This window comes from Roseicyclus sediminis (assembly GCF_025515305.1).
In the GTDB taxonomy this organism is placed as follows: domain Bacteria; phylum Pseudomonadota; class Alphaproteobacteria; order Rhodobacterales; family Rhodobacteraceae; genus Roseibacterium; species Roseibacterium sediminis.
In genome coordinates this window covers 74,693-99,744 of sequence record NZ_JAOPHT010000010.1, presented here as the reverse complement: position 1 = coordinate 99,744, position 25,052 = coordinate 74,693, and the positions used below count along the sequence as shown (strand labels likewise).

Genomic DNA, 25,052 nt, shown 5'->3' with positions numbered 1-25,052 from the left:
CCAGCGCTGCGCCCGCCCCGGGCGGTCGGCGATCGCCGGAGGTCTCCGGCTCAGTTCCCGAGAGCGCCGAGATCGACACGGCCGAGGTTGCGCATCAGCTGCCGGAAGAAGCCGAGGTCGCGCACCGAGCTTTCGGTGACGCGCCGCGACAGCTGGACGAGCTGCCCGTCCTCCAGCCCGAAGCGCTCGACGTTGGAGACGACCCCGTCCGCGTCGAAGGAAATGGCCACGACATCGCGCTCGATCACCTGGGGCGCCTGGTAGGTGTAGTTGCGCACCCGGTAGGCGGTGTAGATCCACGCCTCGTCCCGCAGGACACCGGAGGCCGCGGGCCGGCCGATCGTCTCCTCGATGGTGCCACGCGTGTCGACGCCCACGAGGATCTGCTCCAGTTCCTCGGGAGGCGGCACGAAGCCGTGGTTGTCATAGGTCGCCGCGCAGGCCGTCAGCACGGCGGCAAGAAGCAGCGGCGCGGCAAGGCGCGCCAGCGTGCGCGGCAGGGAAAGGGGGCTGTGACGTCGCGTGCTCATCTGGCCTCTGACCATCGCTTGGCCAGGGTTACGCAGTGACCGGGGCGGGCCCGGCTTGCGCACCCTCGCGCGGGTTTGTATCCGCTTAGCCCATGGGACCCGCCGGGGCAAGTTCGCCCCGCGCCGGTGCGGTTCACGAACGCAGGAGAGGACAGGCGGACATGACCACGCAGGGCCCCGAACAGACGGCGGGACGCATCGTCGACCTCGGGCGCAGGACGCGCGCCGCGACGCCGTTCCGGCTCGAACCCGATGCCGGGACATGCCGCGAGATGGCCGCGACACTGGGGATCGAGGGGCTCCGAAAGGTCCGCTTCGAGGGCGAGGTACGGCCCGACGGCCCCACCGACTGGCGGCTGGAGGCACGGCTCGGCGCTACCGTGGTGCAGCCCTGCGTGGTGACGCTCGCGCCCGTGACGACCCGGATCGACCGTGACGTGATCCGCCGCTACCTCGCCGATTTCGTGGAGCCCGAGGCCGACGAGGCCGAGATGCCGGAGGACGACACCGCCGAACCGCTTCCCGCCCGGCTCGATCTGGGGCAGGTGATGATCGAGGCACTGGCGCTGGCCCTGCCCGACTACCCGCGCGCCGATGGCGCAGAGCTTGGCGAGGCGGTCTATGCCGCGCCCGGCGTGGCGCCGATGCGCGACGAGGATGCCAAGCCGCTCGCCGGCCTCGCGGCTCTCCGCGACCGCCTGCGCAGCGAGGATGACGACGGCGACACGTAGGCCGCGAAGGTGCGGGAAGGTCGTGATTTAAGCCCCCGACCCGGTCTTTCGAGGGGGGAGGAATAGGGCTTGCATGGCGGGGGAATCGGAGTATGTTCCCGGCCTCATTCGCCCCCCGGACGTGGCCCTTTTTTCCTTGCGCCTCAGGCGGCGCGGGCGGGACGCTACCGGACGCATCGTCACCCTTCACGGGCGGCAGCGGCGGATCGAGGCGAAACGAGACACGGACGAGACACATCGGGACGGCGGTCGCAGGATGCGCGGTCGGACCCGGAAATTCGAGGTTGAGACATGGCTGTCCCCCAGAACCGAGTGACGCGGTCCCGCCGCAACATGCGCCGCGCCCACGATGCGCTCGAGGGTGCGAACCCCAACGAGTGCCCCTCCTGCGGCGAGCTGAAGCGCCCGCATCACGTCTGCCCGTCCTGCGGCTTCTACAACGACCGTGAGGTCGTGGCGCAGGCCGACGAGGTCGATCTCGACGAAGACGCGGCCTGACCGGTCGCGGCGAGAGCGACGGGGCGCGGGAATGACCGACGGAACGGCGCTCACGGGCGGCAGGATTCCGGGAACGGTCCTCTCGATTGACGCTATGGGCGGAGACCAGGGCCCCGCCGCGGTGATCGGCGGGATGGCGAAGGCCGTCGAAAAGAACCCCGATCTGCGCTTCATCGTGCATGGAAACCGCCCCGAGCTGGAGCGGCTTCTCGAAAAGCGCGGCGCGCTCGCCAAGCGGTGCGAGCTACGCCACACCGATGATGTCGTTCGCATGGACGACAAGCCCTCGAACGTGCTTCGCCACGGCAAGGGCACGTCGATGTGGTCCGCGATCGAGGCCGTCCGCGCCGGCGAGGCGCCGGTCGCAATTTCCTGCGGGAACACCGGCGCGCTCATGCTCATGTCGATGACGCGGCTGCGGAAGATCGAGGGCGTGAACCGTCCCGCGATCGCCTGCCTCTGGCCCTCGCGCAATCCCTCCGGCTTCAACGTGATGCTGGATGCGGGCGCCGATATCCGCGCCGACGCCGAGGACCTTCTGCAATACGCGCTGATGGGGGCGAGTTATGCGCGCAACGGTCTCGACCTCGAGCGTCCGCGTGTGGGCGTGCTGAACGTCGGCACCGAGGAATACAAGGGCCGGGCCGAGATCAAGGTCGCCGCCGACCTCATCGCTCGGGTCGCGCCGGCGGCGGATTTCGATTTCGTGGGCTTCGTCGAGGGCGTCGACCTGCCATCCGACAAGGTCGACGTGGTGGTGACCGACGGCTTCACCGGAAACGTCGCCCTGAAGACCGGCGAGGGCACCGCGCGGATGATCCGCGACCTGATGGGCGAGGCCTTCCGCTACTCGCCGCTCAGCCGGATCGCGGCACTTCTCGCCTATACCTCGCTCCGCCGGCTGTCCAAGCGCATCGACCCGCGCAACGTGAATGGCGGCGTGTTCCTCGGCCTCAACGGCACGGTGGTGAAATCGCACGGCTCCTCCGACGCGACCGGTTTCGCGGCGGCGATCAAGCTCGGCGCGCGGCTCGCGGCGTCCGGTTTCAACCAGCGTCTGGCCACCCGGATCGCGCAGGCCGAACATGCCGCAGCGCTCGCGATGCAGACCCGCGAGGAGCAGGCATGACGCTGCGTGCCGTTCCCCTTGGCGTCGGCCACTACCTTCCCGAACGCGTGGTGGAGAACAGCGAATTCGAGGCCTCGCTCGACACGACGGACGAATGGATCCGCAGCCGCTCGGGCATCGAACGGCGACATTTCGCGGCCGAGGGCGAGACGACGAGCGCGATGGCCATCGCCGCCGCAAGAGGCGCGCTGGAGATGGCGGGATTGACCGCTGCCGACATCGACGCCGTCGTCGTTGCCACCTCGACGCCGGACCTCACCTTCCCGTCGGTCGCCACGATGGTGCAGGCGGGCCTGGGGATGGAGAGGGGATTCGCATTCGACGTCCAGGCGGTCTGCGCCGGATTCGTCTACGCCCTTGCCAATGCCAACGCGCTGATCCTGTCGGGCCAGGCGCGGCGCGTCATCGTCATCGGCGCCGAGACCTTCAGTCGGATCATGGACTGGACCGACCGGTCGACCTGCGTCCTCTTCGGCGACGGGGCGGGTGCGATCGTGCTGGAGGCGCAGGAAGGCACCGGCGGTCCCGAGGATCGCGGCATCCTCGCCACCGACCTCCATTCCGACGGACGCTATCGCGAACTTCTCTACGTGGACGGCGGCGTGTCGAGCAACGGCGCGGCCGGCGTCCTGCGCATGGAGGGCCGCGAGGTTTTCCGCCATGCGGTTGAAAAACTTGCTGAAACGGCCGAGACGGCGATGGAGCGGGCGGGTGTGAACCCGGCCGATATCGACTGGATCGTACCGCACCAGGCCAACCTCCGGATCATCACGCGCACCGCGCAGAAGATGGGCGTGGACATGGAACGGGTCGTCGTGACCGTGCAGGATCACGGCAATACATCGGCCGCCTCGATCCCGCTGGCGCTGTCGGTGGCGGTCCAGGACGGCCGCATCCGCCGGGGCGATCTGCTGGTCGCCGAGGCGATTGGCGGCGGCCTTGCCTGGGGTTCCGTGGTGATCCGCTGGTAGCGATGATCCGCCACTCGAATACCGGCGTTCAAACCCCTGCATTGACTTGAGAAATCGCTTCCCGCATCCTGCGCAGCAGAAAAATGCGGGGGACGTGAGACGATGGCCGGAAAGACTCTGACGCGGATGGACCTCTCCGAAGCGGTATTCCGCGAGGTTGGCCTCAGCCGCAACGAGAGCGCGCAACTGGTGGAGCGCGTGCTGGAACTGATGTCGGACGCGCTCGTGGACGGCGAACAGGTCAAGGTGTCGTCGTTCGGTACCTTCTCGGTCCGCTCCAAGAGCGCGCGGGTCGGGCGCAACCCCAAGACCGGCGAGGAGGTTCCGATCAGCCCCCGCCGGGTTCTCACCTTCCGGCCCTCCCACCTCATGAAGGACAGGGTCGCGGCCGGTAACCGTAGCTGACATCGAGGCGCCGCGAACCGGAGGCGGCCAGAACGCGGGAGTGGCGATGAGCAAGTCTCCGGACGCATTCCGGACGATCCGCGAGGTGGCCGACTGGCTTGGTGTCGCCGCCCATGTGCTGCGTTTCTGGGAGTCGAAGTTTCCGCAGGTCCGCCCCGTGAAGCGCGCGGGAGGGCGGCGTTACTACCGTCCTTCGGACATGGAACTTCTGGGCGGCATCAAGGTTCTGCTGCACGACCGGGGCATGACGGTGCGCGGGGTCCAGCGGCTCCTGCGCGAGGAAGGCGCGGCCGCCGTCGCCGCGCTGTCACCCTCGCTCGACAGCCTGCGCGTTGCGCCCGAACTGGTCGAGGGCATCGGCGAGGACGAGGAGGCCTGGCGCGCGGATGCCGAGGCGGAGGCGGAGGCAACGCCCCCCGCCGTCGATGACACGATGACCGAGGCGCTGCCCTCGCTGCCGGGCTTCGAGGGGGCGGAGGACGTGCTTGGAGAGCTCGAGGCGGGCTCTGAGCCTGAGCCTGAGCCTGAGCCTGAGCCTGAGCCTGAGCCTGAGTCTGAACTTGAGACCGAGCCCGAGCCCGAAGCCGCAGTGGCCGAGACGGCGACGCCGGAACCGGTCGTCCCCGTCTCCGACGTATTGGAACCGGTCGGCGCGGCGGAGATGGACGCAGCGCCCGATCCCGTGCTTCTGGACGCCGGGATGCCGGAGGCCGCGACACCCGACGCCCCCGCCAACGGCGAACCCCCTGCCCCTTGGCCCAATGGCGGGCTCGACCGCCTTGCCCTGTTCGTCGCCCGTACCCGCGATGCGACCCCGGAGGGTCGCGCCCGGATACGGCCCGCGGTCTCGCGGCTGCGGCGCCTGAAGGAACGCATGGAAACCCCGGTCGACGGCACCGGAGGCTGACCCGGGCCGGTCCGGCACGGCGCTTTGTCGGCCCTCGGACCGATCCCTGCCCTCGCCCCCTTGCGCGTGGCGGCAAAATCGCTAGAACCGCCCCAAGTCGGGCTATGGCGCAGCCTGGTAGCGCGTCCGTCTGGGGGACGGAAGGTCGCAGGTTCAAGTCCTGCTAGCCCGACCAATACCGACCAAAGTGCCGCCGCGAGGCGGAAAACCGGCCTTGCCCTCGGGCGCAGGCCGGTCTTTTCTGTGCCCCGCCCCTGCTGCGGACCCGTTGCTCCAGAAAGACCGCCGACCATGACCGAGACCCAAGCCGGCGTCCTGCCCGACCACGCGATCCGTGACATGATCGCGCGCGGCGCCATCCATGCCGAGCCTGCCGTCGATCCCGCGCAGATCCAGCCCGCAAGCCTCGATCTCCGGCTCGGCCATGTCGCCTACCGGGTGCGCGCCTCGTTCCTGACCGGCAAGGGCCGGACGCTGGCCGAGCGGCTGCCAGAATTCGAGATGCACCGCATGGACCTGTCGCACGGCGCGGTGCTGGAAAAGGGCTGCGTCTACGTGGTGCCTCTGATGGAGGCGCTCGCGCTTCCCGTCGGGGTCTCGGCGGTGGCGAACGCAAAAAGCTCGACCGGGCGCGTCGATTGCCTGACGCGCGTGGTGACGGATGACGGAACCGAGTTCGACCGCATCGCACCGGGCTACACGGGCCCGCTCTACGCCGAGATCTGCCCAAGGTCCTTCTCGGTGCTGGTCAAGCCGGGTCTGAGGCTGAACCAGATCCGTTTCCGGATCGGCGAGGCGGTTCTGTCCGACGAGGAACTGGCCGCGCGCCATGCCGAAAGCCCCCTGGTGACGGGCGGCAACGGTGCACTGATCGATGATGGTCTGGGCTTTTCCGTCGACCTGACGCCGGGACCGGGCGGCATCGTCGGTTACCGCGCAAAACCCCATGCAGGCGTGATCGACCTCACGCAGGTCGGTGTCCACGCCGTCGCCGATTTCTGGGAGGAGCTCCGCCCCGAGGCCGGGCACCTGATCCTCGATCCCGGCGCCTTCTACATCCTCGTCAGTCAGGAGGCGGTGAGCATTCCGCCCGACTGCGCCGCCGAGATGGCCCCCTACATCGCCATGGTCGGCGAGTTCCGAGTGCACTACGCGGGCTTCTTCGACCCCGGCTTCGGTCATGGGGTGCCCGCACGCGGCGTGCTCGAGGTGCGCTGCCACGAGGCGCCCTTCGTCCTTGAACACGGGCAGGTGGTGGGGCGGCTCGTGTACGAACGGATGGCCAGCGCGCCCGAGCGCCTCTACGGCGCGGACCTTTCGTCCAACTACCAGGGCCAGGGCCTGAAGCTGTCAAAGCACTTCCGGGGCTGAATCCGCGGTCAGATGCCCGTTTTCAAGGCATTCACAAAGCCGTGCGCGGGCGGCGCGCGCGATCGTTTTGCCTTTCGCGCCACCCGTGCTAGCCTTTGTCCTGCACGAAGACGACGACCAACCGATCTATCCGACAGGAGACGCGACATGTCGATCAGGACCCTCTTGGCCGCCCTCGTCCTCACCGCGGCACCCGGCCTCGCCATGGCCGAGTGCAGCTGGGGCAGTGCCCACGAAGTCACCATGAGCTGCAGCGAAGGAACCGTCTGGGACGCGACGACCCAGGCTTGCGTGCCCTCCGTCAGCAGCTGAGCCTTCCACAGGCCTGAAAACAATCCGCGCGCCGGCCCGTCCGGGGCGCGGTTTTTGTTGACCGGAGAACGCGAAATGCCCCGGCCCCTTCCCCTTGTCGCTGCGTTCGCCTTCTGCCTCGCCGGACCGGCGCTCGCCATCGGCCCGGAGGACGACAGCCCGCCCGCCCCCACGCGGACGACGACCGAATGCCCGGCCGGGCAGGTCTGGGATGCCGAGACGGAGGCCTGCACCGCCATCGAGCAGAGCCGCCTGCCCGAGGACATCCTGCGGCGCACGGCCCGCGAGTTGGCCTATGCCGGGCGGAGCGACGATGCGCTGGAACTCCTCCAACGCTCCGGCGCACCCGAGGCATCCGAGGTCCTGACGCTGACCGCCTTCGCCCATGGCCGTGCCGGCCGGATCGACACCGCGCTGCCGATCTACGACCGCGCCCTTGCCGCCGATCCCGGCAACCTCCTGGCGCGCGCCTACATGGGCCTCGCCCTGATCGCGGCGGGCAGGTCTGAGGACGCCGGGATGCAGCTGGCCGAGATCCGCGCGCGCGGCGGGGCTGGAAGCTGGCCTGACCGCGCCCTGTCGCGCGGCCTCGCGGCAGGGGCGCCCGTCGGCTACTGAGCGATCCCGCCAATACCACTCGAATTCAAGGGTTTGCATTCCGGCGCGTCAAGCCGGTCTTAACCGCTGTCGCATGAGGATCGACCTCGGGTGCAAGGCCGTGCGCGAGGGCGCGAACGGCGCGAGATGACGGGTGGACCATGGGACTGATGCCGACGCTCGCCGCGGAGGATGCCGCGGCGCACATGGCGGATATCACGCCGAAACGGATGAACCGCCGCCAGAAGGCCGCCGTGATCGTGCGGCTTCTGTTGAGCCAGGGCGTATCGCCCGGTCTCGACCGGCTGACACCGGCCCAGCAGGGCGACCTCGCCCGGGCGATGTCGGGGCTGGGACAGATCGACCGCGCCACGCTGGCCGGCATCGTCCGGGAGTTCACGGGCGCGCTCGACAACCTCGCGCTCACCATGCCGCGGGGGATGCATGACGTGCTCGAAATCCTCGATCCGCACATCTCGTCGCTGGCGCGCGACGGGCTGAAGGCGGAGGCCGAGATCGGCGATGGCACCGATCCCTGGCTGCGCCTCGCCGCGATGGACCCCGCGCGCCTGCGCCCCATCCTGGCGGAGGAAAGCGCGGAGATCTGCGCGATACTCCTGTCCAAGCTCAGCGTCGCGAAGGCGGCGAGCCTCCTGTCCGAACTTGCGCCCGCCCGGGCGGAACTGATCGCCCATGCCGTCGCGCTGACCGACACGGTCCAGCCCGAGACCATCCTGCGCATCGGCGAGCAGCTTCACGCCCAGATCGTGGCCGAGCCGAAGCGTGCCTTCCCAACCGGTCCGGTGCAGCGCGTGGGCGCGATCCTGAACGCCGTGAACACGGCCGCACGGGAGGCGGTGCTCGAAGGTCTGGATGCCCGGGACGCCGCATTCGCCGGCGAGGTCCGGCGCGCGATCTTCACCTTCCACCATATCCCCAAGCGCGTGGAGGCCGCCGATGTGCCCCGGATCACGCGCGCGGTCGACGGCGAGACGCTGAAGACGGCCCTTGCCGCGGGCCTCGTGCAGGCGCCGCTTGCCGTGGAATTCCTGCTGGAGAACATGTCCAAGCGCATGGCCGAACAGCTCCGCGACGAGGCGGAGGCCGCCGGCGCCCCGCGCGAGGCGGCGGGCGAGGCCGCGATGCAGGCGGTCGTCGCGGCGATCCGCGGGCTGGAGGAAGCGGGCGAACTCCGGCTTCTGACGGAGGAGGAGGGCTGACGCACCGAGGACCGGTTTCGTCGCCCGGGCTTTCGCTGGCGGCCCCGCTGCACCTATATCTGGACCATGGTCCTGGAATTCACCGAAGCCGGCCTCTACTGCCCGGCGGCCGATGTCCACATCGACCCCTGGCGCCCGGTGCCCCGCGCGCTCATCACCCATGGCCATTCGGACCATGCCCGGCCGGGCCATGGCGCCTATCTCTCGACCGGGGAGGCCGCGCCTGTCATTCGCCACAGGCTCGGCGACATACGGCTCGACACCGTGCGCTATGGCGAGACGCTGCGGATCGGCGGCGCCACGTTCAGCTTCCACCCCGCCGGCCATGTGCCGGGCTCGGCGCAGATCCGGGTCGAGGTCGGCGGCGAGGTCTGGGTCGTCTCGGGCGACTACAAGACCGTGGATGACGGCCTGTCCGAACCGTTCGAGCCGGTGCGCTGCCATACCTTCATCACCGAATCGACCTTCGGCCTGCCGATCTACGCCTGGACCCCGCAAGAGGCGCTGGCGCGTGACCTCAACGCCTGGTGGGCCGAGACGGCGGCAGCGGGCAAGCGCGCGGTCCTCGGCGTCTACGCGCTCGGCAAGGCGCAGCGCATCCTGCGGCTGCTCGACCCGTCCATCGGCCCGATCCTCACGCATGGCGCGATCGAGGCGGTGACGGAGGTGCTGCGCGCGCAGGGCCTGTCCCTCCCCGACACCATTCAGATCACGGCCGGAACCGACCTCAAGGCCCATCCGGGCGCGATGGTGCTCGCGCCGCCCTCTGCGCTGGGATCGGCCTGGATGCGTCGCCTCGGGCCGGTCTCAACCGGGTTCGCCTCGGGCTGGATGCGGCTCAGGGGGGTGCGGCGGCGGCGTGCGGCGGACAGGGGCTTCGTCGTTTCCGACCATGCCGACTGGGACGGGCTGAACGCGGCCATCGCCGCCACGGGCGCAAGCCGCGTCTTCGTCACCCACGGCTACACCCAGAGCTTCGCGCGCTGGCTGTCCGAACAGGGCTACGAGGCCGGCGTGGTCGAGACGGAATTCGGAGGCGAAAGCCTCGACGAGGCCCCGGAAGGTGAGGGCGCGGCATGAGGGACCTGACGCTCAAGGATCGCCTGTGGTGCGGCGTGGCCCGATGGGTCGAACGCCCTGCCCTCGCGCTCGTGGCCCATCAGCCATTGCTGCGCTGGATGTTCCGGACGACCGCGCGCCTGACGACGGGCATGCCGCCGGGGACGCAGCGGCGGCTCGACGGGAACGGCCACCTTTGGATCACCGCGCCGGGCGTCGCCGGAGACGCGCCGCTGATCGTCTACATCCACGGCGGCGGCTTCACCATCGGCGGGCCGGAAACGCATGCGGGGCTTGCCGCGGGGCTTGGTGCGGCGGCGGGAATGCGGGTCGTCCTGCCACGCTACCGGCTCGCGCCGGAGCATCCCTTTCCAGCCGCGCGCCACGACGTGATCGCCGCCTGGGAGAACATCGCCGACGAGGCCGGAACGCCCGTGGGCCTGTGCGGCGACAGCGCGGGCGGCTGCCTGGCCCTGCTGCTCGCGATGGACCTGCGCGACCGGGGCCAGCCCCTGCCCCGCGCGCTCGGCCTGATCGCGCCCATCGCCGATCTGGCGAGCGACATCGCCCTGCGGATGAGGAACGCGCCGGGGGAAATCCTGATACCGCCGGCGTGGCCCCGGCGCATCATGGACGCCTACCTTGCGGGCACCGACCCCGCCGATCCCGCCATCTCGCCGCTTCTCGGCGATCTCCGCGGCTTGCCTCCGACCCTGATCCAGGCTGGCGCAGGCGAGGCGCTGGCCGAGGACGGGCGCCGCCTGGTCGAGGCGATGGACGATGCCAGCCTCGACCTCTGGCCGGGTCTGCAGCATGTCTGGCAACTCCATGCCGGGCGTGCGCCGGCCGCGGACGCGGCGCTGGCCGATCTCGGCCGGCATCTGGCGGAGCATGCGGGGTGAAACGCTTCGCAGCACTCTTTGCCGCGCTGGACCGGACGACCTCGACGCGCACCAAGACCCGGGCGCTGGCCGATTACTTCCGCGACGCGCCCGAGGCGGACCGGCTTTGGTGCATCGCACTTCTTTCGGGTCGGCGCCCCCGGCGCACGATCACCACGACGAAGTTGCGCGAATGGGCAGCGGAACGGGCGGGGATCCCGCTCTGGCTGTTCGAGACGTGCTATCCGGTGGTGGGCGACCTCTCGGAGACCATCGCGCTGATCCTGCCCGAGCCCTCGCGCGAGAGCGACCTGCCGCTTGCCGAGTGGATCGCCCGGCTCCGCGCGCTCGATACCGCCGACGAGGAGACGCGCAAGGCCGCCATCCTCGACGCCTGGGACAGCCTCGCGCCGGACGAACGCTTCGTCTTCAACAAGCTCCTGACCGGCGGCTGGCGCATGGGGGTCAGCCAGAAGCTCATGACCCGCGCGCTGTCGCAGGCGACCGATATCGACGAGGCGGAGCTGACCCATCGCCTGATGGGCGACTGGACGCCGGACACCGTAAGCTGGGCCGGCCTGATCGAAGCGCCCGACCCCACGGCGGACCTGTCGCGCCCCTATCCCTTCTACCTCGCCTACCAGGTCGACGGCGCGCCGGAGGAGCTTGGCCCGGCCTCCGACTGGCTGGCCGAGCGCAAATGGGACGGCATCCGCGGTCAGCTGATCCTGCGCGGCGGCGAGCACTGGCTCTGGTCGCGGGGCGAGGAACTGATCACGGAACGGTTTCCCGAACTGGCGCGACTGCGCGATTTCCTGCCGCCGGGAACGGTGATCGACGGCGAGGTGCTGGCCTGGGACCGGCAGGACGAGACGCCCCTCCCCTTCGCCCGCCTCCAGCCCCGGATCGGCCGCAAGACGGTGCCGAAGAAGCTGCTTTCCGAGGCCCCGGTGATCCTGATGGCCTATGACCTCCTGGAGTGGCAGGGCACCGATCTAAGGGGCGCGCCCCTCTCGCAGCGGCGCGAGACGCTGGCGGGGGCGCTGTCCAACCTGCCGGAGGAGCTTCCCGTCCGCCTGTCGCCACGCGTGGCGGCGACGGACTGGGCGGGACTGGCCGAGGCCCGCGCGCAAAGCCGCGATCTCGGCGCCGAGGGCCTGATGCTGAAGCGACTTTCGGCCCCCTACCTCGCCGGGCGCAAGAAGGGCGACTGGTGGAAGTGGAAGGTCGATCCGCTGACGATCGACGCGGTGATGATCTACGCGCAGGCCGGATCGGGGCGGCGCGCGACGCTTTACACCGACTTTACCTTCGCGGTCTGGGACGGAAACGCGCTTGTCCCCTTCACCAAGGCCTATTCCGGCCTGACCGACGCGGAATTCGGGGAGATCACGCGCTGGGTGCGCAAGAACACGACCGAGCGATTCGGCCCCGTCCGTGCCGTTCGGCCGGAACACGTCTTCGAGATCGCCTTCGAGGGCATCCAGCAAAGCCCCCGCCACAAGTCGGGCGTCGCGCTGCGATTCCCGCGCATGGCCCGCTGGCGCAAGGACAAACCCGTGTCCGAGGCCAACACGCTCCACGACCTCAAGGCCATGCTCGCGCAATATGGATGACCTGAGTCAAGGCGGGCGGAATTCTTTCGTGCGAAACGGTTCCCGGATGGTTCCGTTTTTGTGGGAGTGATTGCGATGGCGAAGGACGTGGATCAGTTGCTCAAGGCGACGGTGGAGGAACTGGACCGGCTCCTGAACCCCAGGAACGTTCTGGGCGAGCCGATCGAGAAGGACGGGGCGACCGTCGTGCCGATCGTGAGCTACGGGTTCGGCTTCGGCGCCGGAAGCGGCGACAGCGGCGCCAAGGGAAGCGGCGGCGGGGTCGGCGCGGGGGGCGGGATCAAGCCCCTCGGCGCGATCATCATCGACGCCAACGGCGCGCGGGTCGAGGCGGTGAAAGGGCCGATGTCCTCGGTCGCGCAGACCCTGGCCGAGGCCGCCGGCCGCGCCATGGGCGCCAGGGCCGGGGCGAAGGACGGGAACGGGGATACCTGATGCCGTGGCGGTGCTGGCCTGGCTCCTCTTCGTCCTTCTCGCGCTGTTGCTTCTGACGCTGCTCGCGCCGTGGCACCTGCGCTTCGACGGCAGGACATCGCCCCTTTCGGCGCGGGTGGAGTTGAGGCTTCTCGCGGGGCTCGCCCCGCCGATCCCCATTCCGCTCGGTCGGAACAAGGACGCTCCGCACCGCGCGAAAAGGGCAAAGCCGAAAAGGTCGGGGCGCCGGCGATCCGGGCGCCTTCCACGTGGCATCGGGGCGTTGATCCTCGACCTCTTCGACGTGGTGCGAATCCGCTCGCTCCATCTGTCGGGGCGCTTCGGTCTCGACGATCCGGCCGATACCGGGGTACTCTGGGGCCGAATGGCGCCGCTCGTTTTCACGCTGTCGGGCGCCGGGCGCAGGATAGACCTCGTGCCGGAATTCTCGGGCCCCTGCCTCGACCTCGAGGCCACGGGCGAGGTCGCGATCCGTCCCTTCCGCCTGCTGCGCGCCGGGGCGGCGCTGGCCTGGGCCAACCGCGGGAGACCGGCATGAAGACCGCGCGACACCTGTCGAAGGTGCGAGACGTCGGCCCCTGGCGCATTGCCGCGATCGAGGAGGTGCGCCTGTGGGCCCGCGCCTCGGGGCGCGACGGACACCGCATCGTCGGAGGGGGCGAAAAACGGCCGCTCGCCATCCTGATCGCAGGCCCCGGGGGCATCGCGGGCACCGGACCCGGAGGGGAACGCCTCTCTCCGGACGAGATCGAGGAAATTCTGCCGGGCGCCGCCGCTTCGATGGCGCCCAAGGCCGGCACCGGACCGGGGGACGACACCACATCGCAAGAGGAGGAAGACCGATGAAGATGGAAGACCTCGCGCAACACGCGCACGCGCTCTACCGCGCACACGGCGACAAGGCCGAGGCCGAGGCCGCCCAGAAGGCCAAGCAGGCGACCGCCGACGGCCAGACCGCCGAGGCGGAGAAATGGGAGAAGATCCGGCTGCACATCAAGGAGCTGCGCGGCGCGCGTCAGACCTGAGATACAACGGCCGAGGGATGGTGGCACGCGCCGCCATCTTTCCCCGCGCCCGCGCGTGGCGTAGGGTTCAGGGCATGCTCGCTCGGCGTGCCTCACAGATCCTCTTGTCACTCTGGGTCGCCCTGGCCTGGACGGGCGTGGTCTGTGCCCAGACCTTCCCCGACCCCGTCAGCACCACCATCAACGATTTCGCCGACCTCCTGCCGGACACGGTCGAGCGGCGGCTGTCCGACCGCCTCGCGCGGCTGGAGAGGGACACCGGTGTCGAGATGACGGTCGTCACGCTCGCCACGCGGCAAGTGTTCGCGCCCGACATGACGATCGAGGCCTTCGCGCGGGCCCTGTTCGACCGCTGGGGCATCGGCAAGGCGGAGACGAACGACGGCGTCCTCGTCCTCGTCCTGCGTGACGACCGCGAGATGCGCCTGGAACTCGGGGCGGCCTACGCGCGCGACTGGGACCGCGTGGCGCGCGGCATCGTCGAGCGCGACTTCGTCACCGCCTTCGCCGAGGGCGACTACCCGCGCGGCATCGAGACCGGCACCGAGGCGGTGATACGCGAGATCGTGATGCCGTTCCGTGGTGGCGAGGACGCCCCGTCGGGCGGAATGAGGCTCCCCGACTGGCTGGTCATGGCCGGGGTTCTGGCGGTCGCGGTCTTCGCCATGGCCCGGCGGCGGATCGGGGATCTTGCCGTACGGCTGCGGCGTTGCCCCAATTGCGGCAGATACGGGCTGAGCCAGACCCGCAGCACCCTGACCACGCCGACCAGGATGGCCACGGGCCTCGGTGAGCGCCTGCGTCGTTGCAGCCATTGCGACTACGAGGACCGGACGACCTTCACGGTGCCGCGCACGGGGAACTCGGGTTCAGGTGGGTCCTTCGGGGGCGGACGCTCGGGCGGAGGCGGCGCGTCGGGGCGCTGGTAGACCCGCGTCAGGCGACCTCTGCCACAGAGATCGGCCGCCGTCCCGCGGCCCAGGCGCGCGCGGCGTCGCCGAATGCCCGGAACAGCGGGCGCGAAACGGGATCCTGCGCCGCGCGATACTCCGGATGCCACTGCACCGACAGCGTGAAGCCCGGCGCACCCTCGATATAGGTGGCCTCCGGCGTGCCATCGGGCGCGTATCCGTCGATCACCACACGGTTGCCGGGACGCTTGATGCCCTGCCCGTGCAACGTGTTGGTCATCACCTCGGTCGCCCCGAAGAGCCGGTGAAACGGCCCGCCCTCGGTGAAGCGCACCGAATGACGCAGCGCGAATTTCTCCTCGATCGTGCCGTCCGGGGGCATCCGGTGGTTCATCCGCCCCGGCAGGTCGCGGATCTCGGGATGGAGCGAGCCGCCCATCGCCACGTTCACCTCCTGGAAGCCGCGGCAGACACCGAGAAAGGGCTGGCCGCGTTCCACGCAGGCGCGGACCAGCGGAAGGACCACCGCATCGCGCGCCCGGTCGAAGGCTCCATGCGCCTCGGTCGCGTCCTCGCCGTATTCCTCGGGATGCACATTCGGCCGCCCGCCCGTGAGGAGAAAGCCGTCGAAGCTCTCCAGAAGTTCGCAGGTCCGCACGAACCGCGGATCTGACGGGATCAGAAGCGGCATGCAGTCCGCCACCTCGGCCACCGCTTCCGAGTTCATGGTGCCGCCCGCATGGGTCGAATACTGATCGTTGATCAGGTGATGGTTGCCGATGATCCCGATCACGGGCCTTGCCATGCCTGTGCGCCTCCTGTCCGCGTCCACAACATATAGACCGAGCAGACCGCCGCCGCAAAGTGCCTCAGGGCACAATGCCCCCGCACAAGTGTGCGAAAGACCGGCAAGTGACGCGAATTTGGGCAGTCAGGCCTGTGGAAGACGCGCCGTGACCTCGATCTCGATCTTCATGCGCGGGTCATGGAGCGCCGCCACGATCATCGTCGCCGCAGGCCGCACCTCGCCCAGCCAAGCCCGTGTCACGGGCCAGCAGAAAGGCCAGTCGGTGGCATCGGGCAGGAGGTAGTGGACGCGCACCACGTCCGCCATGGAGGCCCCCGCCTGCCGCAACGCCGCATCGATGTTTCGAAAGGTCTGCTCGGCCTGGGCGGCGACGTCCTCCGCGATCTCCATGGTCGCGTAGTCGAACCCGGTGGTCCCGGAGACGAGCACCCAGCCATCCACGACCACCGCGCGTGAATAGCCGACCTCGGCCTCGAAGCTCGATCCCGACGAGATCAGCCGCCGGCTCATGCGCTGGCCTCGAAGCCCGCCGCCTCGATCCCGGCGACCGCCGCCGCCGCGTCGTTGTCCGACGTGTCGCCGGTGACGCCCACCGCACCCAGCACCACGCCGTCCTTCAGGACGAGGACGCCGCCCGGCACCGGCACGACCTTGCCGCCGAAGGCGCCGTTCACGGCCGCCATGAAATAGGCCTGCCCCTCGGCGCGCGCCATCTGGGCCGATCCCGGCATGCCCAGCATGACCGCGCCATAGGCCTTGCCCCGCGCGATCTCGAAGCGCCCGGGGCTTGCCCCGTCCTCGCGCTCGAAGACGAGCACATGCCCGCCCGCGTCGAGCACCGCCACCGACAGCGGCTTCAGCCCCATCTCGCGCCCCTTGGCCCGCGCAACCTCGACCATCTTCCGCGCCGCATCGAGTGTGATCATCCCAGCTCTCCCGCTCCCGACCTTCATCCTGGCAAAAAACTCCCGCCGGAGGCATCCGGGCCGGGGCAGGCTCGATGCCTGTCCCGGCCCGGGCGCGCCTCAGGCGGCCTTCCATTCCAGCCGCCGGGCATGGAGCACCGGCTCCGTGTACCCGCTCGGCAACGCCCGCCCCTTCATCACCAGGTCGAGTGCCGCGGCGAAGGCGATCCCGTTGAAGCCCGGCGCCATCGGCACGTAGGCCGGATCACCCGCGTTCTGCCGGTCCACGACCTCGGCCATGCGGCGGAAAGTGGCGACGACCTCCTCCTCGCTGACCACGCCGTGGTGCATCCAGTTGGCGATGTGCTGCGCGCTGATCCGGCAGGTCGCCCGGTCCTCCATCAGCGCCACGTCGTTGATGTCGGGCACCTTGGAGCAGCCGACGCCCTGGTCGATCCAGCGCACGACATAGCCGAGGATGCCTTGCGCGTTGTTCTCCACCTCGCGGCGGATCTGCGCCTCGGTCCAGCGCCGGTAGGCCGCGAGCGGGATGTCGAGGAGCGCAGTCACGTAGGCGCGCCGCCCACCCTTCTCCAGCTTTTCCTGAACCGCGGCCACGTCCACGCGGTGATAGTGGAGTGCGTGCAGCGTCGCCGCCGTCGGCGAGGGCACCCAGGCGCAGTTCGCGCCCGCGCGCGGATGCTCGATCTTCTGCTCCAGCATCGCGGCCATCGCGTCGGGCGCGGCCCACATGCCCTTGCCGATCTGCGCATGGCCCCGCAGGCCGCATTCGAGACCGATATCGACGTTCTGGTTCTCGTAGGCCGTGATCCAGGACTTCCGCTTGATGAAGTCCTTGCGGCTGAACGGTCCCGCCTCCATCGAGGTGTGGATCTCGTCGCCCGTCCGGTCGAGGAAGCCGGTGTTGATGAAGGCGACGCGGTGCTTCGCGGCGCGGATGCATTCCTTGAGGTTAACGGACGTGCGCCGCTCCTCGTCCATGATGCCGAGCTTCACCGTGTAGCGCGGCAGGCCCAGCACCTTCTCCACCTCCGTGAAGGTGTCGTCGGCGAAGGCCACTTCCTCGGGCCCGTGCATCTTGGGTTTCACCACGTAGACCGAGCCCGCGATGGAATTCCGCGCGCCGGTGTCCTTCTTCAGGTCGTGCATCGCGATGAGCGTGGTGATCATCGCGTCCACCAGCCCCTCGTAGGCCTCCGAACCATCCTGCAGGAGAATGGCGGGGTTCGTCATCAGGTGGCCCACGTTGCGCACCAGCATCAGCGCGCGCCCCTTCACCGTGAATTCCGACCCGTCCGGCGCGGTGTAGGTCTTGTCGCCGTGCAGGCGCCGGGTCATCTGCGCCCCGCCCTTCTCGAAGGTCTCCGTCAGGTCCCCCTGCATCAGGCCCAGCCAGTTGCCGTAGGCGAGCACCTTGTCCTCGGCATCGACGCAGGCGACCGAATCCTCGCAATCCATGATCGCCGAGACCGCCGCCTCCATCCGCACATCGGCCAGAAGCGCCTGGTCGCGCGCGCCGATCGGATGGGCGCGATCGAAGACGAGCTCCACGTGCAGCCCGTTGTTGCACAGCAGCACCGTGTCGGGCGCGCGGGGATGGCCGGTGTAGCCCGCGAATTTCCCGGCCTGCATCAGGGGCTTGTCGTCGGCCAGCAGCTGGCCCTTGTCGACGTGGTAGCGGTGGATGTCGGCATGGCTCGCGCCCGCGATCGGGAAAGCATCGTCGAGGAAGACGCGCGCCCGTGCCACGACACGCGCGCCCCGGCCCCGGTCATACCCGCCCGAGGGCGGAAGCGAACCCATCGCGTCGGTGCCGTAGTAGGCGTCATAAAGGCTGCCCCAGCGCGCGTTGGCGGCGTTCAGCGCGAAACGGGCATTGGTGATCGGCACCACGAGCTGCGGCCCCGCGACGGTGGCGATCTCTGGGTCGATCTTCGTGGTGTCGATGCGGAAATCCCCGCCCTCGGGCACGAGATAGCCGATCTCCTCGAGGAAGGCCTGGTAGGCGTCGGGGTCGTGGGGCTTGCCGCGACGGGCGACGTGCCAGGCATCGATCCGGCGCTGCAGGTCCTCGCGCTTGTCCAGAAGCGCGCGGTTGCGCGGCGCGCTCTCGTGCAGGAGCGCCGAAAAACCCTTCCAGAACTCCTCCGGGGAGACCCCCGTTCCGGGCAGGGCCCGTTCCTCGAGGAAGGCGGCAAGCTCCGCTGCCACCTGCAATCCGTTGCGCTCGACACGTTCGGTCATGATCCCCTCCGCCTCCGGTATCCCGTGGTATTCCGCCGCCCGATTAGGGAAAAAGTTTCCGATAGGCAACAGCTGCGGTCAGGACTTCTGACCAATCGAGGGGGTTTTCCGCGCGGTACCCCGACAACGGTCGGAGCAATAGCGCACCTCGTCCCAGACCTTCGCCCATTTGCGGCGCCACGCGAAGGGGCGCCCGCAGGTCGCGCAGGTCTTCTGCGGCAGGTCGGACTTGCGGCGCATCTTCGGCATGGGGCGCGAGGTAGCAGGCCAGCCCGCGCCGTCCAGCCCCCGAGATCAGAGATCGAGGCGCATCTGTCGGTCGTCGCCGCGCCGCGTCCGGCCCGCCCGGTCGTTCACGAAATGCCGGCCGGCGCCGCGATCCTTGCGGCTGGCATGCTTCTCCACGATCCGCGCGGCCTCGGCGCGGAAACCCTCGCCCGCGCGCACCGACCACACCGCCTCGCGGGCGGCCCGCCCGGCCACGGCCACATCGACGACCGGCGCGGGATAGCGCCGCCCAAGAAGGCCCCCCGCCCCCTCCCAGCCCCATGGCGCCTGCAGGTGCCGGTCGGGCACTGCGGCCAGCTCGGGCAGCCAGGTGCGGATGAAGACGCCGTCGGGATCCTGGTCCTGGCCCTGCTTCACCGGGTTGTAGATGCGGACCGTGTTCATGCCCGTCGTGCCCGACTGCATCTGGACCTGGGGCCAGTGGATGCCGGGCTCGTAGTCCGTGAACATCCGCGCCAGATGCGGACCGGTCGAGCGCCAGTCGAGCCAGAGGTGATAGGACGCGAAGGAGACGAGCATCGCCCGCATCCGGAAGTTCAGCCATCCGCCATGGGCGAGATAGCGCATGCAGGCATCGACGAAGGGGATGCCGGTCTCGCCCTTCTCCCACGCCGCGAGGCGGGCGGCGTCGGGCGCGCGCGGGCGCAAGCCTTCGTAGGCGGGATGCAGGCACCGCGTCTCGATGGCGGGTTGATCCTCGAGCTTCTGCATGAAGTGGTCGCGCCAGGCGAGCCGCGCCTCGAAGCTGCGCATCGCCCCCATCCAGCCCTCCCGCGTGCCCTTGGCCTCGGCCTTTCGGGCGGCGGCCGCCCGGGCCGCCTCGCGCGGGGAGAGGGTGCCCCAGGCCAGATGCGGCGACAGACGCGAACACGCGGCCTCGCCGGCGAGAGGCGAGGACATGGCGCGGCGGTAATCCTGCCCGCGCACCTCGAGGAATGAGGCGAGAAGCGCCTCGGCCTCCGCCCGCCCGCCGCGCTGACGGCCGGGACAGGGGTCGAATCCGAGGCCGAGATCGCGCGCCTCCGGCAAGCCGCCCGGATCGAGCGCGAAGCCACGGAGCGCGCGCGGTTCGGCCACCGGCGCCCGCCGCATGACCCTCTCCCGCCCCGCGGCCCAGCCGTCGCGCCCCTTCAGGCGGCGCACCACGCCCATCTGCGGCACCTCGGTCCAGCGGATGCCCGCGTCCCGCGCCCAGGCGGCGACGGCCCGGTCGCGCGCATAGCTCCAGAGATTGCCGGTCTCCTCCTGGCTGACGATCTCGGCGATGCCGGTTTCCGCGCACAGGGTCGACAGGACCTCCTGCGCAGGCCCGGTCCGGACTACGAGCGGCGCGCCGAGGCGCGCGAGGTCGGCGCCAAGACCCGCGAGGGATTCCGCCACGAACCGGTATTGCCGCGCCGAGGCGTCGGGCTGCGCCCAAGCCTCCGGCTCCACGAGGAAAAGCGGCAGGACACGCCCGCCCCGCGCGGCGGCAAGCGCCAGCGCCGGGTTGTCCTGCACCCGCAGGTCACGCTTGAACCAAAGGAGAACATCGCCGCTCATGACGGGCGAGATAAGGGTAAAGGCCGCGCGGTCAAAGTCCTTCGGTTTTCCCGCCCCCGGAAATCGCGGCAGACCGGGTCAAGACCGGCGCAAAAGCACCTGCGGCCCGTGGCTGCCGGCGCGCGCGCCGTCTTCCCCTGCCTTGCGGCCCGGACGGGCGAGGCCTAGCTTCCACATGTCCGTCGCCCCGAGGAGTTCCGATGAAAGACCCCGCGCCGCAGCCGATCCGCCTTGGCGACCATCGCCCGCCCAACCACCTGATCGAGGAGGTGCGGCTGACCTTCCGGCTGAAGCCGCGCGCCACGCGGGTCGTCTCGCGCATCCGCTTCCGTCCCAACCCCGAAGGTCTGCCCGAGGGCGACCTGCGCCTCGATGGCGAGGGACTGCGGCTGATCCGCTGCGCAATAGACGGCAAGCCCTTGTCGGCACTGGATTACCTCCTGACGCCCGAGGGCCTGACCGTGCCCGGCAGGCGCCTGCCCGACCGGCCCTTCACCTGGGATGCGGAGGTGGAGATCGACCCCGAGGCCAATACCGCGCTCGAGGGCCTGTACCTGTCGCGGGGCATGTTCTGCACCCAGTGCGAGGCGGAAGGCTTCCGCAAGATCACCTTCTATCCCGACCGGCCGGACGTCATGGCGCCGTTCCATGTGCGCATCGAGAGCGATCTGCCAGTCCTGCTGTCGAACGGCAATCCAACGTCCAGCGGCGAGGGTTGGGCCGAGTGGAGCGATCCCTGGCCGAAGCCCGCCTATCTCTTCGCGCTGGTCGCGGGCGACCTCGTGGCGCATCGCGACCGCTTCACCACCGCCTCGGGGCGGGAGGTGGACCTCGCCATCTGGGTGCGTCCCGGCGACGAGGGGAAATGCGCCTACGCGATGGACGCCCTGAAGCGCTCGATGCGTTGGGACGAGGAGGTCTATGGCCGCGAATACGATCTAGACGTGTTCAACATCGTGGCGGTCGACGACTTCAACATGGGCGCGATGGAGAACAAGGGGCTGAACATCTTCAACTCGAAGTATGTCCTCGCCTCGCCCGAGACCGCGACCGACCGCGATTACGACTTCATCGAGGGCATCGTCGCGCACGAGTATTTCCACAACTGGACCGGCAACCGCATCACCTGCCGCGACTGGTTCCAGCTGTGCCTGAAGGAGGGGCTGACGGTCTTCCGCGATCAGCAGTTCTCGGCCGACATGCGCTCGGCCCCGGTGAAGCGGATCGAGGATGTGCTGCAACTGCGCGCGCGCCAGTTCCGCGAGGATGCGGGGCCGCTCGCCCATAATGTCCGGCCGGAAAGCTATATAGAGATCAACAACTTCTACACCGCGACCGTCTACGAGAAAGGGGCGGAGCTGATCCGCATGCTGCGACAGCTCGTGGGGCCGGATGCCTACCGCGCCGCGCTCGACCTGTACTTCGAGCGACACGATGGGCAGGCCTGCACGATCGAGGATTGGCTCCGGGTCTTCGAGGACGTGACGCAGAGCGATCTCAGCCAGTTCAAGCGCTGGTATACCCAGGCCGGAACGCCGAAGGTCTCCGCCAGCTGGGGGGTTTCCGATGGACGGCTGCACCTGAGGCTGTCGCAGACCGTGCCGCCGACGCCCGGCCAGCCGCTCAAGGAACCCGTGGTGATCCCGGTGCTCGTGGCCGCCTGCGACCCCCAGGGGGCCGAGATCCTGCCCGAGACGCTGGCCGTTCTCGACGGCCCCGAAATGACGCTCGAATGGGACCTCGCCGCGCTCGCCGCCGAGGCCGGGCTCGATGTGCCCGACCGCGTGATCCCCTCGCTTCTGCGCGGCTTCTCGGCGCCGGTGATCCTCGACGCGGCCCTGCCGGCCGAGGATCGGCTGGTGCTGCTCGCCCATGACAGCGATCCGTTCAACCGCTGGGAGGCCGGCCGCAGCCTGATCCGCGAAACGCTGCTGTCGATGCTCTCGGGCGGCAACGGGCCGGATCCCGCGCTGTTCGAGGCGCTCGGGAAGGTGGCGGCAGACGAAAGCCTCGATCCCGCGTTCCGCGCGCTGGCCCTCGCCCTGCCCTCCGAGGACGACATGGCCCAGGCGGCCACCGACGCGGGCCTCGTCCCCGACCCCGCCGCGATATATGCCGTCCGGCTGAACTTCTCCCGGCAGATGGCCGCGGCGCTGCAGCCGCTTCTGGCGCGGCTCCACGATACGCTCGATCCCGGGCCCGACTACAGCCCCGATGCCGATCAGGCCGCCGCGCGCAGCCTGCGCAACACCTGCCTGCGGCTTCTTGGCCTGGTCGAGGGGCCGGACCGCGCCCGCGCCCGGTACGACGCGGCCACGAACATGACCGACGAGATCGCGGCCTTCACGGCGCTTCTCGAACTCGGCGACCGCGAGATCGCCGACCGCTTTTTCGAGCGGTGGAAGGACGACCGGCTGGTCATGGACAAATGGTTCATGGCCCAGATCGCCCATGCCGACCCCGAAGAGGCCGTGGCCATCGCCGAGCGGCTGACCCAGCACCCGCTTTTCGACTGGAAGAACCCCAACCGGTTCCGGGCGGTGATGGCGGGGCTGACCACGGGCAATCCGGCGGGGTTCCACGATCCGTCCGGCGCGGGATACCGGTTCGCCGCGGACTGGATCATCAGGATGGATGCGAAGAACCCGCAGACCGCCGCGCGCATGTCGACGGCTTTCGAGACGCGCAAACGCTACGACGCCGACCGGGTCGCCCTGATGGATGCGGAGCTTGCCCGTATCGCCGCCACGCCGGGCCTCAGCCGCGACCTCGCCGAGATGGTGGGCCTCATGCGCGCCTGAGGACGGGGCCTGAGGACGGGGCGCGCCGAGATCTAGCCAAGAACCTGCGTCGCGCCCCAGACAAGCGCGATCAGGACCGGCTGGTGCAGGAGATAGACGATCAGCGAATGCTTGCCGGGCCAGGCCAGCCGCTCGGCCAGCCGCGGGCCGCGCCACTGCGCCAGCCGCGTCCAGAGGCCCGTCGCCGTGCCGAGGCGCCCGGCCGCCAGCCCAAGCAGGAACGGCCCCAGCCAGGGCGCGAGCGGAACATAGTCGACCGAGCGCACCGGAACGGTCTGAAGCCCCGTCCACCACAGCCAGGCCGGGTCGAAGAACTCCGCCCTGAGCCCATGCGGCGCCCAGAACGCCAGGGCGGCCAGCGCGACCAGCGCCAGCGCGGGCAGCCGCAACAGCAGCATTCCCACAAGGCTCGCCGCGGCGATGGAATGGAGGATGCCGAAGAAGATGAACGCATCGGGCATCGCCACCCAAGTCCCCGCGGTGATCAGCAGCGCCGCCGCCGCGATCCTGGCGAAGCGCCGCCAGAAGGCCGGCCAGCGCCGCCCGCCGCCCTGCGCCAGCCAGAGGCTGACCCCCGCCAGGAACAGGAAACTGCCCGCCGTGAGGAACGCAAGCCACCGCCAGCCGCCGGAGACGGCCGTGCCCTGGGCGACCCAGCCGAACAGCTCGAGGTCGTAGACGAAATGGAACACGGCCATGGCGAGGAGCGCCCCGCTCCTGGCGAGATCGAGCGCGAGGATGCGCCCCGGCCGCACCGCGGCGCGTTGGTCCTGCAAGGCTTCGCTGACTTCGGAAACGCTCATGCGGCCGACCCTAGCAACTCGTCCGGTCGTTTCCCACATCCTTGAATGTCATGCCGCCGTTACCGATCCGTGATTGGAGGCCGCCATGGACATGCAGGCCCGCATCGACCCGCTGATCGCCGAGCGCGCGCCCTGGCTCGTCAGGGCGCATCCGGCCGCACAAGCCGCCCGCGCGGTGCTCGACCGGATGCTGGGTCAGCGCCGCACCGTGGCGCTTGGGGAAGCGCTCGCGCAGCGGCCGGCACACGAGATCATGGACGTCGCCGCGCGCCTGCTTGCCCGGCGCATCACCGTCACGGGGCTTGCCAACGTCCCGGCCTCGGGCGCGGGCCTGATCGTGGCCAATCACCCCACCGGCATAGCCGACGGGCTCGTGATGTGGCGCATTCTGGCACGCCGACGGCCCGATGCCTTCCTTTTTGCCAATGCCGACGTGCTGCGCATCCTGCCGCAGCTGTCCTCGCTGATCGCGCCCGTCGAATGGCGCGCGGAGAAGAAGACCCATGCCGCAGCGCGCGAGACACTTGCCTATGCAAGGCGCGCGCTGGAAGAGGAGGAACGTCTCGGCATCATCTTTCCCTCCGGACGCCTCGCCAAACGCCGGGGGCTGCGGCTGCACGAACGGCCCTGGATGACCTCGGCAGCGAGCCTTGCACGGAAGTTCTCGCTCCCGGTGGTTCCTGTGCGCATCCACGCCCGCAACTCGGCGCTGTTCTACCTGTTCGATGCCATCCACCCGACGCTGCGGGACATAACGCTGTTCCACGAGACGCTGAACAAGGCGCACGCGCCTTTCCGGGTGGCGATCGGACCCGCGATCGGGCCCTCCGACCTGCCGCCCGACCGCGCCGCCGCGACCGCCGTCCTGCGCCGCGCCGTCATGGCGCTCGGCGAGCCCGCGGAAAGTCCCGGGCTGCCGCTTCTGCCGCGCGAGGTCCATGGCGACCGCGGTCTCCTTCCCGGGACATGGCGCGCCTGAGTGTGCCCTCCGAAATACCCGGACAACGCCGCCGCCGGGTCCCGGTTTCGCCCGAATCCGGGG

General features: G+C 69.8%; 28 protein-coding genes and 1 tRNA gene. 21 read left to right on the top strand and 8 right to left on the bottom strand.

The genetic code is table 11. The features are described 5' to 3' along the window. Nucleotides 1–50 precede the first annotated feature (50 nt). A complete protein-coding gene (locus N8I71_RS13550) occupies nt 51–530 on the bottom strand; it encodes an outer membrane protein assembly factor BamE (protein WP_262878539.1) in 480 nt (159 codons plus the stop codon). A gap of 161 nt (nt 531–691) precedes the next feature. On the opposite strand from N8I71_RS13550, the gene N8I71_RS13545 reads away from it, so the two are divergent. The 19 genes from N8I71_RS13545 (at nt 692) to N8I71_RS13455 (ending at nt 14,616) form a co-directional block, all read left to right on the top strand. Beyond that, nucleotides 692–1,261 carry a YceD family protein gene (locus tag N8I71_RS13545; protein WP_262878538.1) on the top strand — a complete coding sequence of 190 codons (570 nt, stop codon included), beginning with the start codon at nt 692–694 and terminating at the stop codon, nt 1,259–1,261. 291 nt (nt 1,262–1,552) lie between these two features. Further along, complete coding sequence (rpmF, locus tag N8I71_RS13540; RefSeq protein ID WP_262878537.1) at nt 1,553–1,759, top strand: 50S ribosomal protein L32; 207 nt, start codon at nt 1,553–1,555, stop codon at nt 1,757–1,759. Nucleotides 1,760–1,790: 31 nt separating this feature from the next. Next, the gene (gene plsX, locus N8I71_RS13535) at nt 1,791–2,888 is read left to right on the top strand and encodes a phosphate acyltransferase PlsX (RefSeq protein ID WP_262878536.1); all 1,098 of its coding nucleotides are present in this window, start codon (nt 1,791–1,793) and stop codon (nt 2,886–2,888) included. After that, a complete protein-coding gene (locus tag N8I71_RS13530; protein ID WP_262878535.1) occupies nt 2,885–3,859 on the top strand; it encodes a beta-ketoacyl-ACP synthase III in 975 nt (324 codons plus the stop codon). The genes plsX and N8I71_RS13530 overlap by 4 nt, the downstream gene beginning before the upstream one ends. A 102-nt stretch (nt 3,860–3,961) precedes the next feature. Continuing rightward, nucleotides 3,962–4,264, top strand: coding sequence for an integration host factor subunit alpha (ihfA, locus tag N8I71_RS13525; RefSeq protein WP_262878534.1), 303 nt, complete (start codon nt 3,962–3,964; stop codon nt 4,262–4,264). Between the two features lie 46 nt (nt 4,265–4,310). Further along, on the top strand, nt 4,311–5,171 hold the full coding sequence (locus tag N8I71_RS13520) for a MerR family transcriptional regulator (RefSeq protein WP_262878533.1): 861 nt from the start codon (nt 4,311–4,313) through the stop codon (nt 5,169–5,171). A gap of 98 nt (nt 5,172–5,269) precedes the next feature. After that, nucleotides 5,270–5,346, top strand: a tRNA-Pro gene (locus N8I71_RS13515). A gap of 116 nt (nt 5,347–5,462) precedes the next feature. After that, nucleotides 5,463–6,542: a 2'-deoxycytidine 5'-triphosphate deaminase gene (locus tag N8I71_RS13510; RefSeq protein WP_262878532.1), complete on the top strand. Its 1,080-nt coding sequence runs from the start codon at nt 5,463–5,465 to the stop codon at nt 6,540–6,542. A 147-nt stretch (nt 6,543–6,689) separates the two neighbouring features. Beyond that, nucleotides 6,690–6,854, top strand: a complete 165-nt coding sequence (locus N8I71_RS13505; RefSeq protein WP_262878531.1) for a chitin binding peritrophin-A domain-containing protein — start codon at nt 6,690–6,692, stop codon at nt 6,852–6,854. 75 nt (nt 6,855–6,929) lie between these two features. Further along, nucleotides 6,930–7,472, top strand: coding sequence for a tetratricopeptide repeat protein (locus N8I71_RS13500; RefSeq protein WP_262878530.1), 543 nt, complete (start codon nt 6,930–6,932; stop codon nt 7,470–7,472). Nucleotides 7,473–7,612: 140 nt separating this feature from the next. Then, complete coding sequence (locus N8I71_RS13495; RefSeq protein ID WP_262878529.1) at nt 7,613–8,671, top strand: FliG C-terminal domain-containing protein; 1,059 nt, start codon at nt 7,613–7,615, stop codon at nt 8,669–8,671. Between the two features lie 66 nt (nt 8,672–8,737). Continuing rightward, nucleotides 8,738–9,751, top strand: a complete 1,014-nt coding sequence (locus tag N8I71_RS13490; protein WP_262878528.1) for a ligase-associated DNA damage response exonuclease — start codon at nt 8,738–8,740, stop codon at nt 9,749–9,751. Then, a complete protein-coding gene (locus N8I71_RS13485) occupies nt 9,748–10,632 on the top strand; it encodes an alpha/beta hydrolase (protein ID WP_262878527.1) in 885 nt (294 codons plus the stop codon). The genes N8I71_RS13490 and N8I71_RS13485 overlap by 4 nt, the downstream gene beginning before the upstream one ends. Beyond that, nucleotides 10,629–12,227: an ATP-dependent DNA ligase gene (locus tag N8I71_RS13480; protein ID WP_262878526.1), complete on the top strand. Its 1,599-nt coding sequence runs from the start codon at nt 10,629–10,631 to the stop codon at nt 12,225–12,227. Before N8I71_RS13485 ends, N8I71_RS13480 begins: the two co-directional genes overlap by 4 nt. Before the next feature lie 75 nt (nt 12,228–12,302). Further along, nucleotides 12,303–12,662 (top strand): GerW family sporulation protein, encoded by a 360-nt coding sequence (locus tag N8I71_RS13475; RefSeq protein WP_262878525.1) that lies wholly within the window; start codon nt 12,303–12,305, stop codon nt 12,660–12,662. Between the two features lie 4 nt (nt 12,663–12,666). Next, complete coding sequence (locus N8I71_RS13470) at nt 12,667–13,200, top strand: hypothetical protein (RefSeq protein WP_262878524.1); 534 nt, start codon at nt 12,667–12,669, stop codon at nt 13,198–13,200. Further along, the gene (locus N8I71_RS13465; protein WP_262878523.1) at nt 13,197–13,508 is read left to right on the top strand and encodes a hypothetical protein; all 312 of its coding nucleotides are present in this window, start codon (nt 13,197–13,199) and stop codon (nt 13,506–13,508) included. The genes N8I71_RS13470 and N8I71_RS13465 overlap by 4 nt, the downstream gene beginning before the upstream one ends. Next, nucleotides 13,505–13,687 carry a hypothetical protein gene (locus N8I71_RS13460; protein ID WP_262878522.1) on the top strand — a complete coding sequence of 61 codons (183 nt, stop codon included), beginning with the start codon at nt 13,505–13,507 and terminating at the stop codon, nt 13,685–13,687. Before N8I71_RS13465 ends, N8I71_RS13460 begins: the two co-directional genes overlap by 4 nt. Before the next feature lie 74 nt (nt 13,688–13,761). Next, a complete protein-coding gene (locus tag N8I71_RS13455) occupies nt 13,762–14,616 on the top strand; it encodes a TPM domain-containing protein (RefSeq protein WP_262878521.1) in 855 nt (284 codons plus the stop codon). Nucleotides 14,617–14,623: 7 nt separating this feature from the next. Here N8I71_RS13455 and N8I71_RS13450 read toward each other — a convergent pair whose 3' ends face one another. The 6 genes from N8I71_RS13450 to N8I71_RS13425 all read right to left on the bottom strand — a co-directional run bounded on the left by N8I71_RS13450 (nt 14,624) and on the right by N8I71_RS13425 (nt 20,406). Further along, nucleotides 14,624–15,403: a gamma-glutamyl-gamma-aminobutyrate hydrolase family protein gene (locus tag N8I71_RS13450; RefSeq protein ID WP_262878520.1), complete on the bottom strand. Its 780-nt coding sequence runs from the start codon at nt 15,401–15,403 to the stop codon at nt 14,624–14,626. Nucleotides 15,404–15,529: 126 nt separating this feature from the next. Beyond that, nucleotides 15,530–15,916, bottom strand: a complete 387-nt coding sequence (locus N8I71_RS13445) for a RidA family protein (RefSeq protein ID WP_262878519.1) — start codon at nt 15,914–15,916, stop codon at nt 15,530–15,532. Continuing rightward, the gene (locus N8I71_RS13440) at nt 15,913–16,332 is read right to left on the bottom strand and encodes a GlcG/HbpS family heme-binding protein (RefSeq protein ID WP_262878518.1); all 420 of its coding nucleotides are present in this window, start codon (nt 16,330–16,332) and stop codon (nt 15,913–15,915) included. The genes N8I71_RS13445 and N8I71_RS13440 overlap by 4 nt, the downstream gene beginning before the upstream one ends. Nucleotides 16,333–16,431: 99 nt before the next feature. Next, complete coding sequence (locus tag N8I71_RS13435; RefSeq protein ID WP_262878517.1) at nt 16,432–18,576, bottom strand: malate synthase G; 2,145 nt, start codon at nt 18,574–18,576, stop codon at nt 16,432–16,434. 78 nt (nt 18,577–18,654) lie between these two features. Next, complete coding sequence (locus N8I71_RS13430) at nt 18,655–18,825, bottom strand: DUF2256 domain-containing protein (protein WP_262878516.1); 171 nt, start codon at nt 18,823–18,825, stop codon at nt 18,655–18,657. Nucleotides 18,826–18,870: 45 nt separating this feature from the next. Continuing rightward, nucleotides 18,871–20,406 carry an FAD-binding domain-containing protein gene (locus N8I71_RS13425; RefSeq protein WP_262878515.1) on the bottom strand — a complete coding sequence of 512 codons (1,536 nt, stop codon included), beginning with the start codon at nt 20,404–20,406 and terminating at the stop codon, nt 18,871–18,873. A gap of 200 nt (nt 20,407–20,606) precedes the next feature. Between N8I71_RS13425 and pepN the strand changes: the two genes are divergently transcribed. Next, complete coding sequence (gene pepN, locus N8I71_RS13420; RefSeq protein WP_262878514.1) at nt 20,607–23,207, top strand: aminopeptidase N; 2,601 nt, start codon at nt 20,607–20,609, stop codon at nt 23,205–23,207. Nucleotides 23,208–23,239: 32 nt separating this feature from the next. On the opposite strand, the gene N8I71_RS13415 is transcribed toward pepN, so the two are convergent. Further along, on the bottom strand, nt 23,240–24,010 hold the full coding sequence (locus tag N8I71_RS13415) for a DUF1624 domain-containing protein (RefSeq protein ID WP_262878513.1): 771 nt from the start codon (nt 24,008–24,010) through the stop codon (nt 23,240–23,242). Between the two features lie 85 nt (nt 24,011–24,095). Here N8I71_RS13415 and N8I71_RS13410 point away from each other — a divergent pair, with 85 nt between their 5' ends. Further along, on the top strand, nt 24,096–24,989 hold the full coding sequence (locus N8I71_RS13410) for a 1-acyl-sn-glycerol-3-phosphate acyltransferase (protein WP_262878512.1): 894 nt from the start codon (nt 24,096–24,098) through the stop codon (nt 24,987–24,989). Nucleotides 24,990–25,052: the final 63 nt, after the last annotated feature.

Excerpts from the sequence above, each read along its gene's own strand:
- N8I71_RS13550 (WP_262878539.1), bottom strand. The coding sequence starts at position 530 with ATGAGCACGCGACGTCACAGCCCCCTTTCCCTGCCGCGCACGCTGGCG.
- N8I71_RS13545 (WP_262878538.1), top strand. The coding sequence starts at position 692 with ATGACCACGCAGGGCCCCGAACAGACGGCGGGACGCATCGTCGACCTC.
- rpmF (WP_262878537.1), top strand. The coding sequence starts at position 1,553 with ATGGCTGTCCCCCAGAACCGAGTGACGCGGTCCCGCCGCAACATGCGC.
- plsX (WP_262878536.1), top strand. The coding sequence starts at position 1,791 with ATGACCGACGGAACGGCGCTCACGGGCGGCAGGATTCCGGGAACGGTC.
- N8I71_RS13530 (WP_262878535.1), top strand. The coding sequence starts at position 2,885 with ATGACGCTGCGTGCCGTTCCCCTTGGCGTCGGCCACTACCTTCCCGAA.
- ihfA (WP_262878534.1), top strand. The coding sequence starts at position 3,962 with ATGGCCGGAAAGACTCTGACGCGGATGGACCTCTCCGAAGCGGTATTC.
- N8I71_RS13520 (WP_262878533.1), top strand. The coding sequence starts at position 4,311 with ATGAGCAAGTCTCCGGACGCATTCCGGACGATCCGCGAGGTGGCCGAC.
- N8I71_RS13510 (WP_262878532.1), top strand. The coding sequence starts at position 5,463 with ATGACCGAGACCCAAGCCGGCGTCCTGCCCGACCACGCGATCCGTGAC.
- N8I71_RS13505 (WP_262878531.1), top strand. The coding sequence starts at position 6,690 with ATGTCGATCAGGACCCTCTTGGCCGCCCTCGTCCTCACCGCGGCACCC.
- N8I71_RS13500 (WP_262878530.1), top strand. The coding sequence starts at position 6,930 with ATGCCCCGGCCCCTTCCCCTTGTCGCTGCGTTCGCCTTCTGCCTCGCC.
- N8I71_RS13495 (WP_262878529.1), top strand. The coding sequence starts at position 7,613 with ATGGGACTGATGCCGACGCTCGCCGCGGAGGATGCCGCGGCGCACATG.
- N8I71_RS13490 (WP_262878528.1), top strand. The coding sequence starts at position 8,738 with ATGGTCCTGGAATTCACCGAAGCCGGCCTCTACTGCCCGGCGGCCGAT.
- N8I71_RS13485 (WP_262878527.1), top strand. The coding sequence starts at position 9,748 with ATGAGGGACCTGACGCTCAAGGATCGCCTGTGGTGCGGCGTGGCCCGA.
- N8I71_RS13475 (WP_262878525.1), top strand. The coding sequence starts at position 12,303 with ATGGCGAAGGACGTGGATCAGTTGCTCAAGGCGACGGTGGAGGAACTG.
- N8I71_RS13465 (WP_262878523.1), top strand. The coding sequence starts at position 13,197 with ATGAAGACCGCGCGACACCTGTCGAAGGTGCGAGACGTCGGCCCCTGG.
- N8I71_RS13460 (WP_262878522.1), top strand. The coding sequence starts at position 13,505 with ATGAAGATGGAAGACCTCGCGCAACACGCGCACGCGCTCTACCGCGCA.
- N8I71_RS13455 (WP_262878521.1), top strand. The coding sequence starts at position 13,762 with ATGCTCGCTCGGCGTGCCTCACAGATCCTCTTGTCACTCTGGGTCGCC.
- N8I71_RS13450 (WP_262878520.1), bottom strand. The coding sequence starts at position 15,403 with ATGGCAAGGCCCGTGATCGGGATCATCGGCAACCATCACCTGATCAAC.
- N8I71_RS13445 (WP_262878519.1), bottom strand. The coding sequence starts at position 15,916 with ATGAGCCGGCGGCTGATCTCGTCGGGATCGAGCTTCGAGGCCGAGGTC.
- N8I71_RS13440 (WP_262878518.1), bottom strand. The coding sequence starts at position 16,332 with ATGATCACACTCGATGCGGCGCGGAAGATGGTCGAGGTTGCGCGGGCC.
- N8I71_RS13435 (WP_262878517.1), bottom strand. The coding sequence starts at position 18,576 with ATGACCGAACGTGTCGAGCGCAACGGATTGCAGGTGGCAGCGGAGCTT.
- N8I71_RS13430 (WP_262878516.1), bottom strand. The coding sequence starts at position 18,825 with ATGCCGAAGATGCGCCGCAAGTCCGACCTGCCGCAGAAGACCTGCGCG.
- N8I71_RS13425 (WP_262878515.1), bottom strand. The coding sequence starts at position 20,406 with ATGAGCGGCGATGTTCTCCTTTGGTTCAAGCGTGACCTGCGGGTGCAG.
- pepN (WP_262878514.1), top strand. The coding sequence starts at position 20,607 with ATGAAAGACCCCGCGCCGCAGCCGATCCGCCTTGGCGACCATCGCCCG.
- N8I71_RS13415 (WP_262878513.1), bottom strand. The coding sequence starts at position 24,010 with ATGAGCGTTTCCGAAGTCAGCGAAGCCTTGCAGGACCAACGCGCCGCG.
- N8I71_RS13410 (WP_262878512.1), top strand. The coding sequence starts at position 24,096 with ATGGACATGCAGGCCCGCATCGACCCGCTGATCGCCGAGCGCGCGCCC.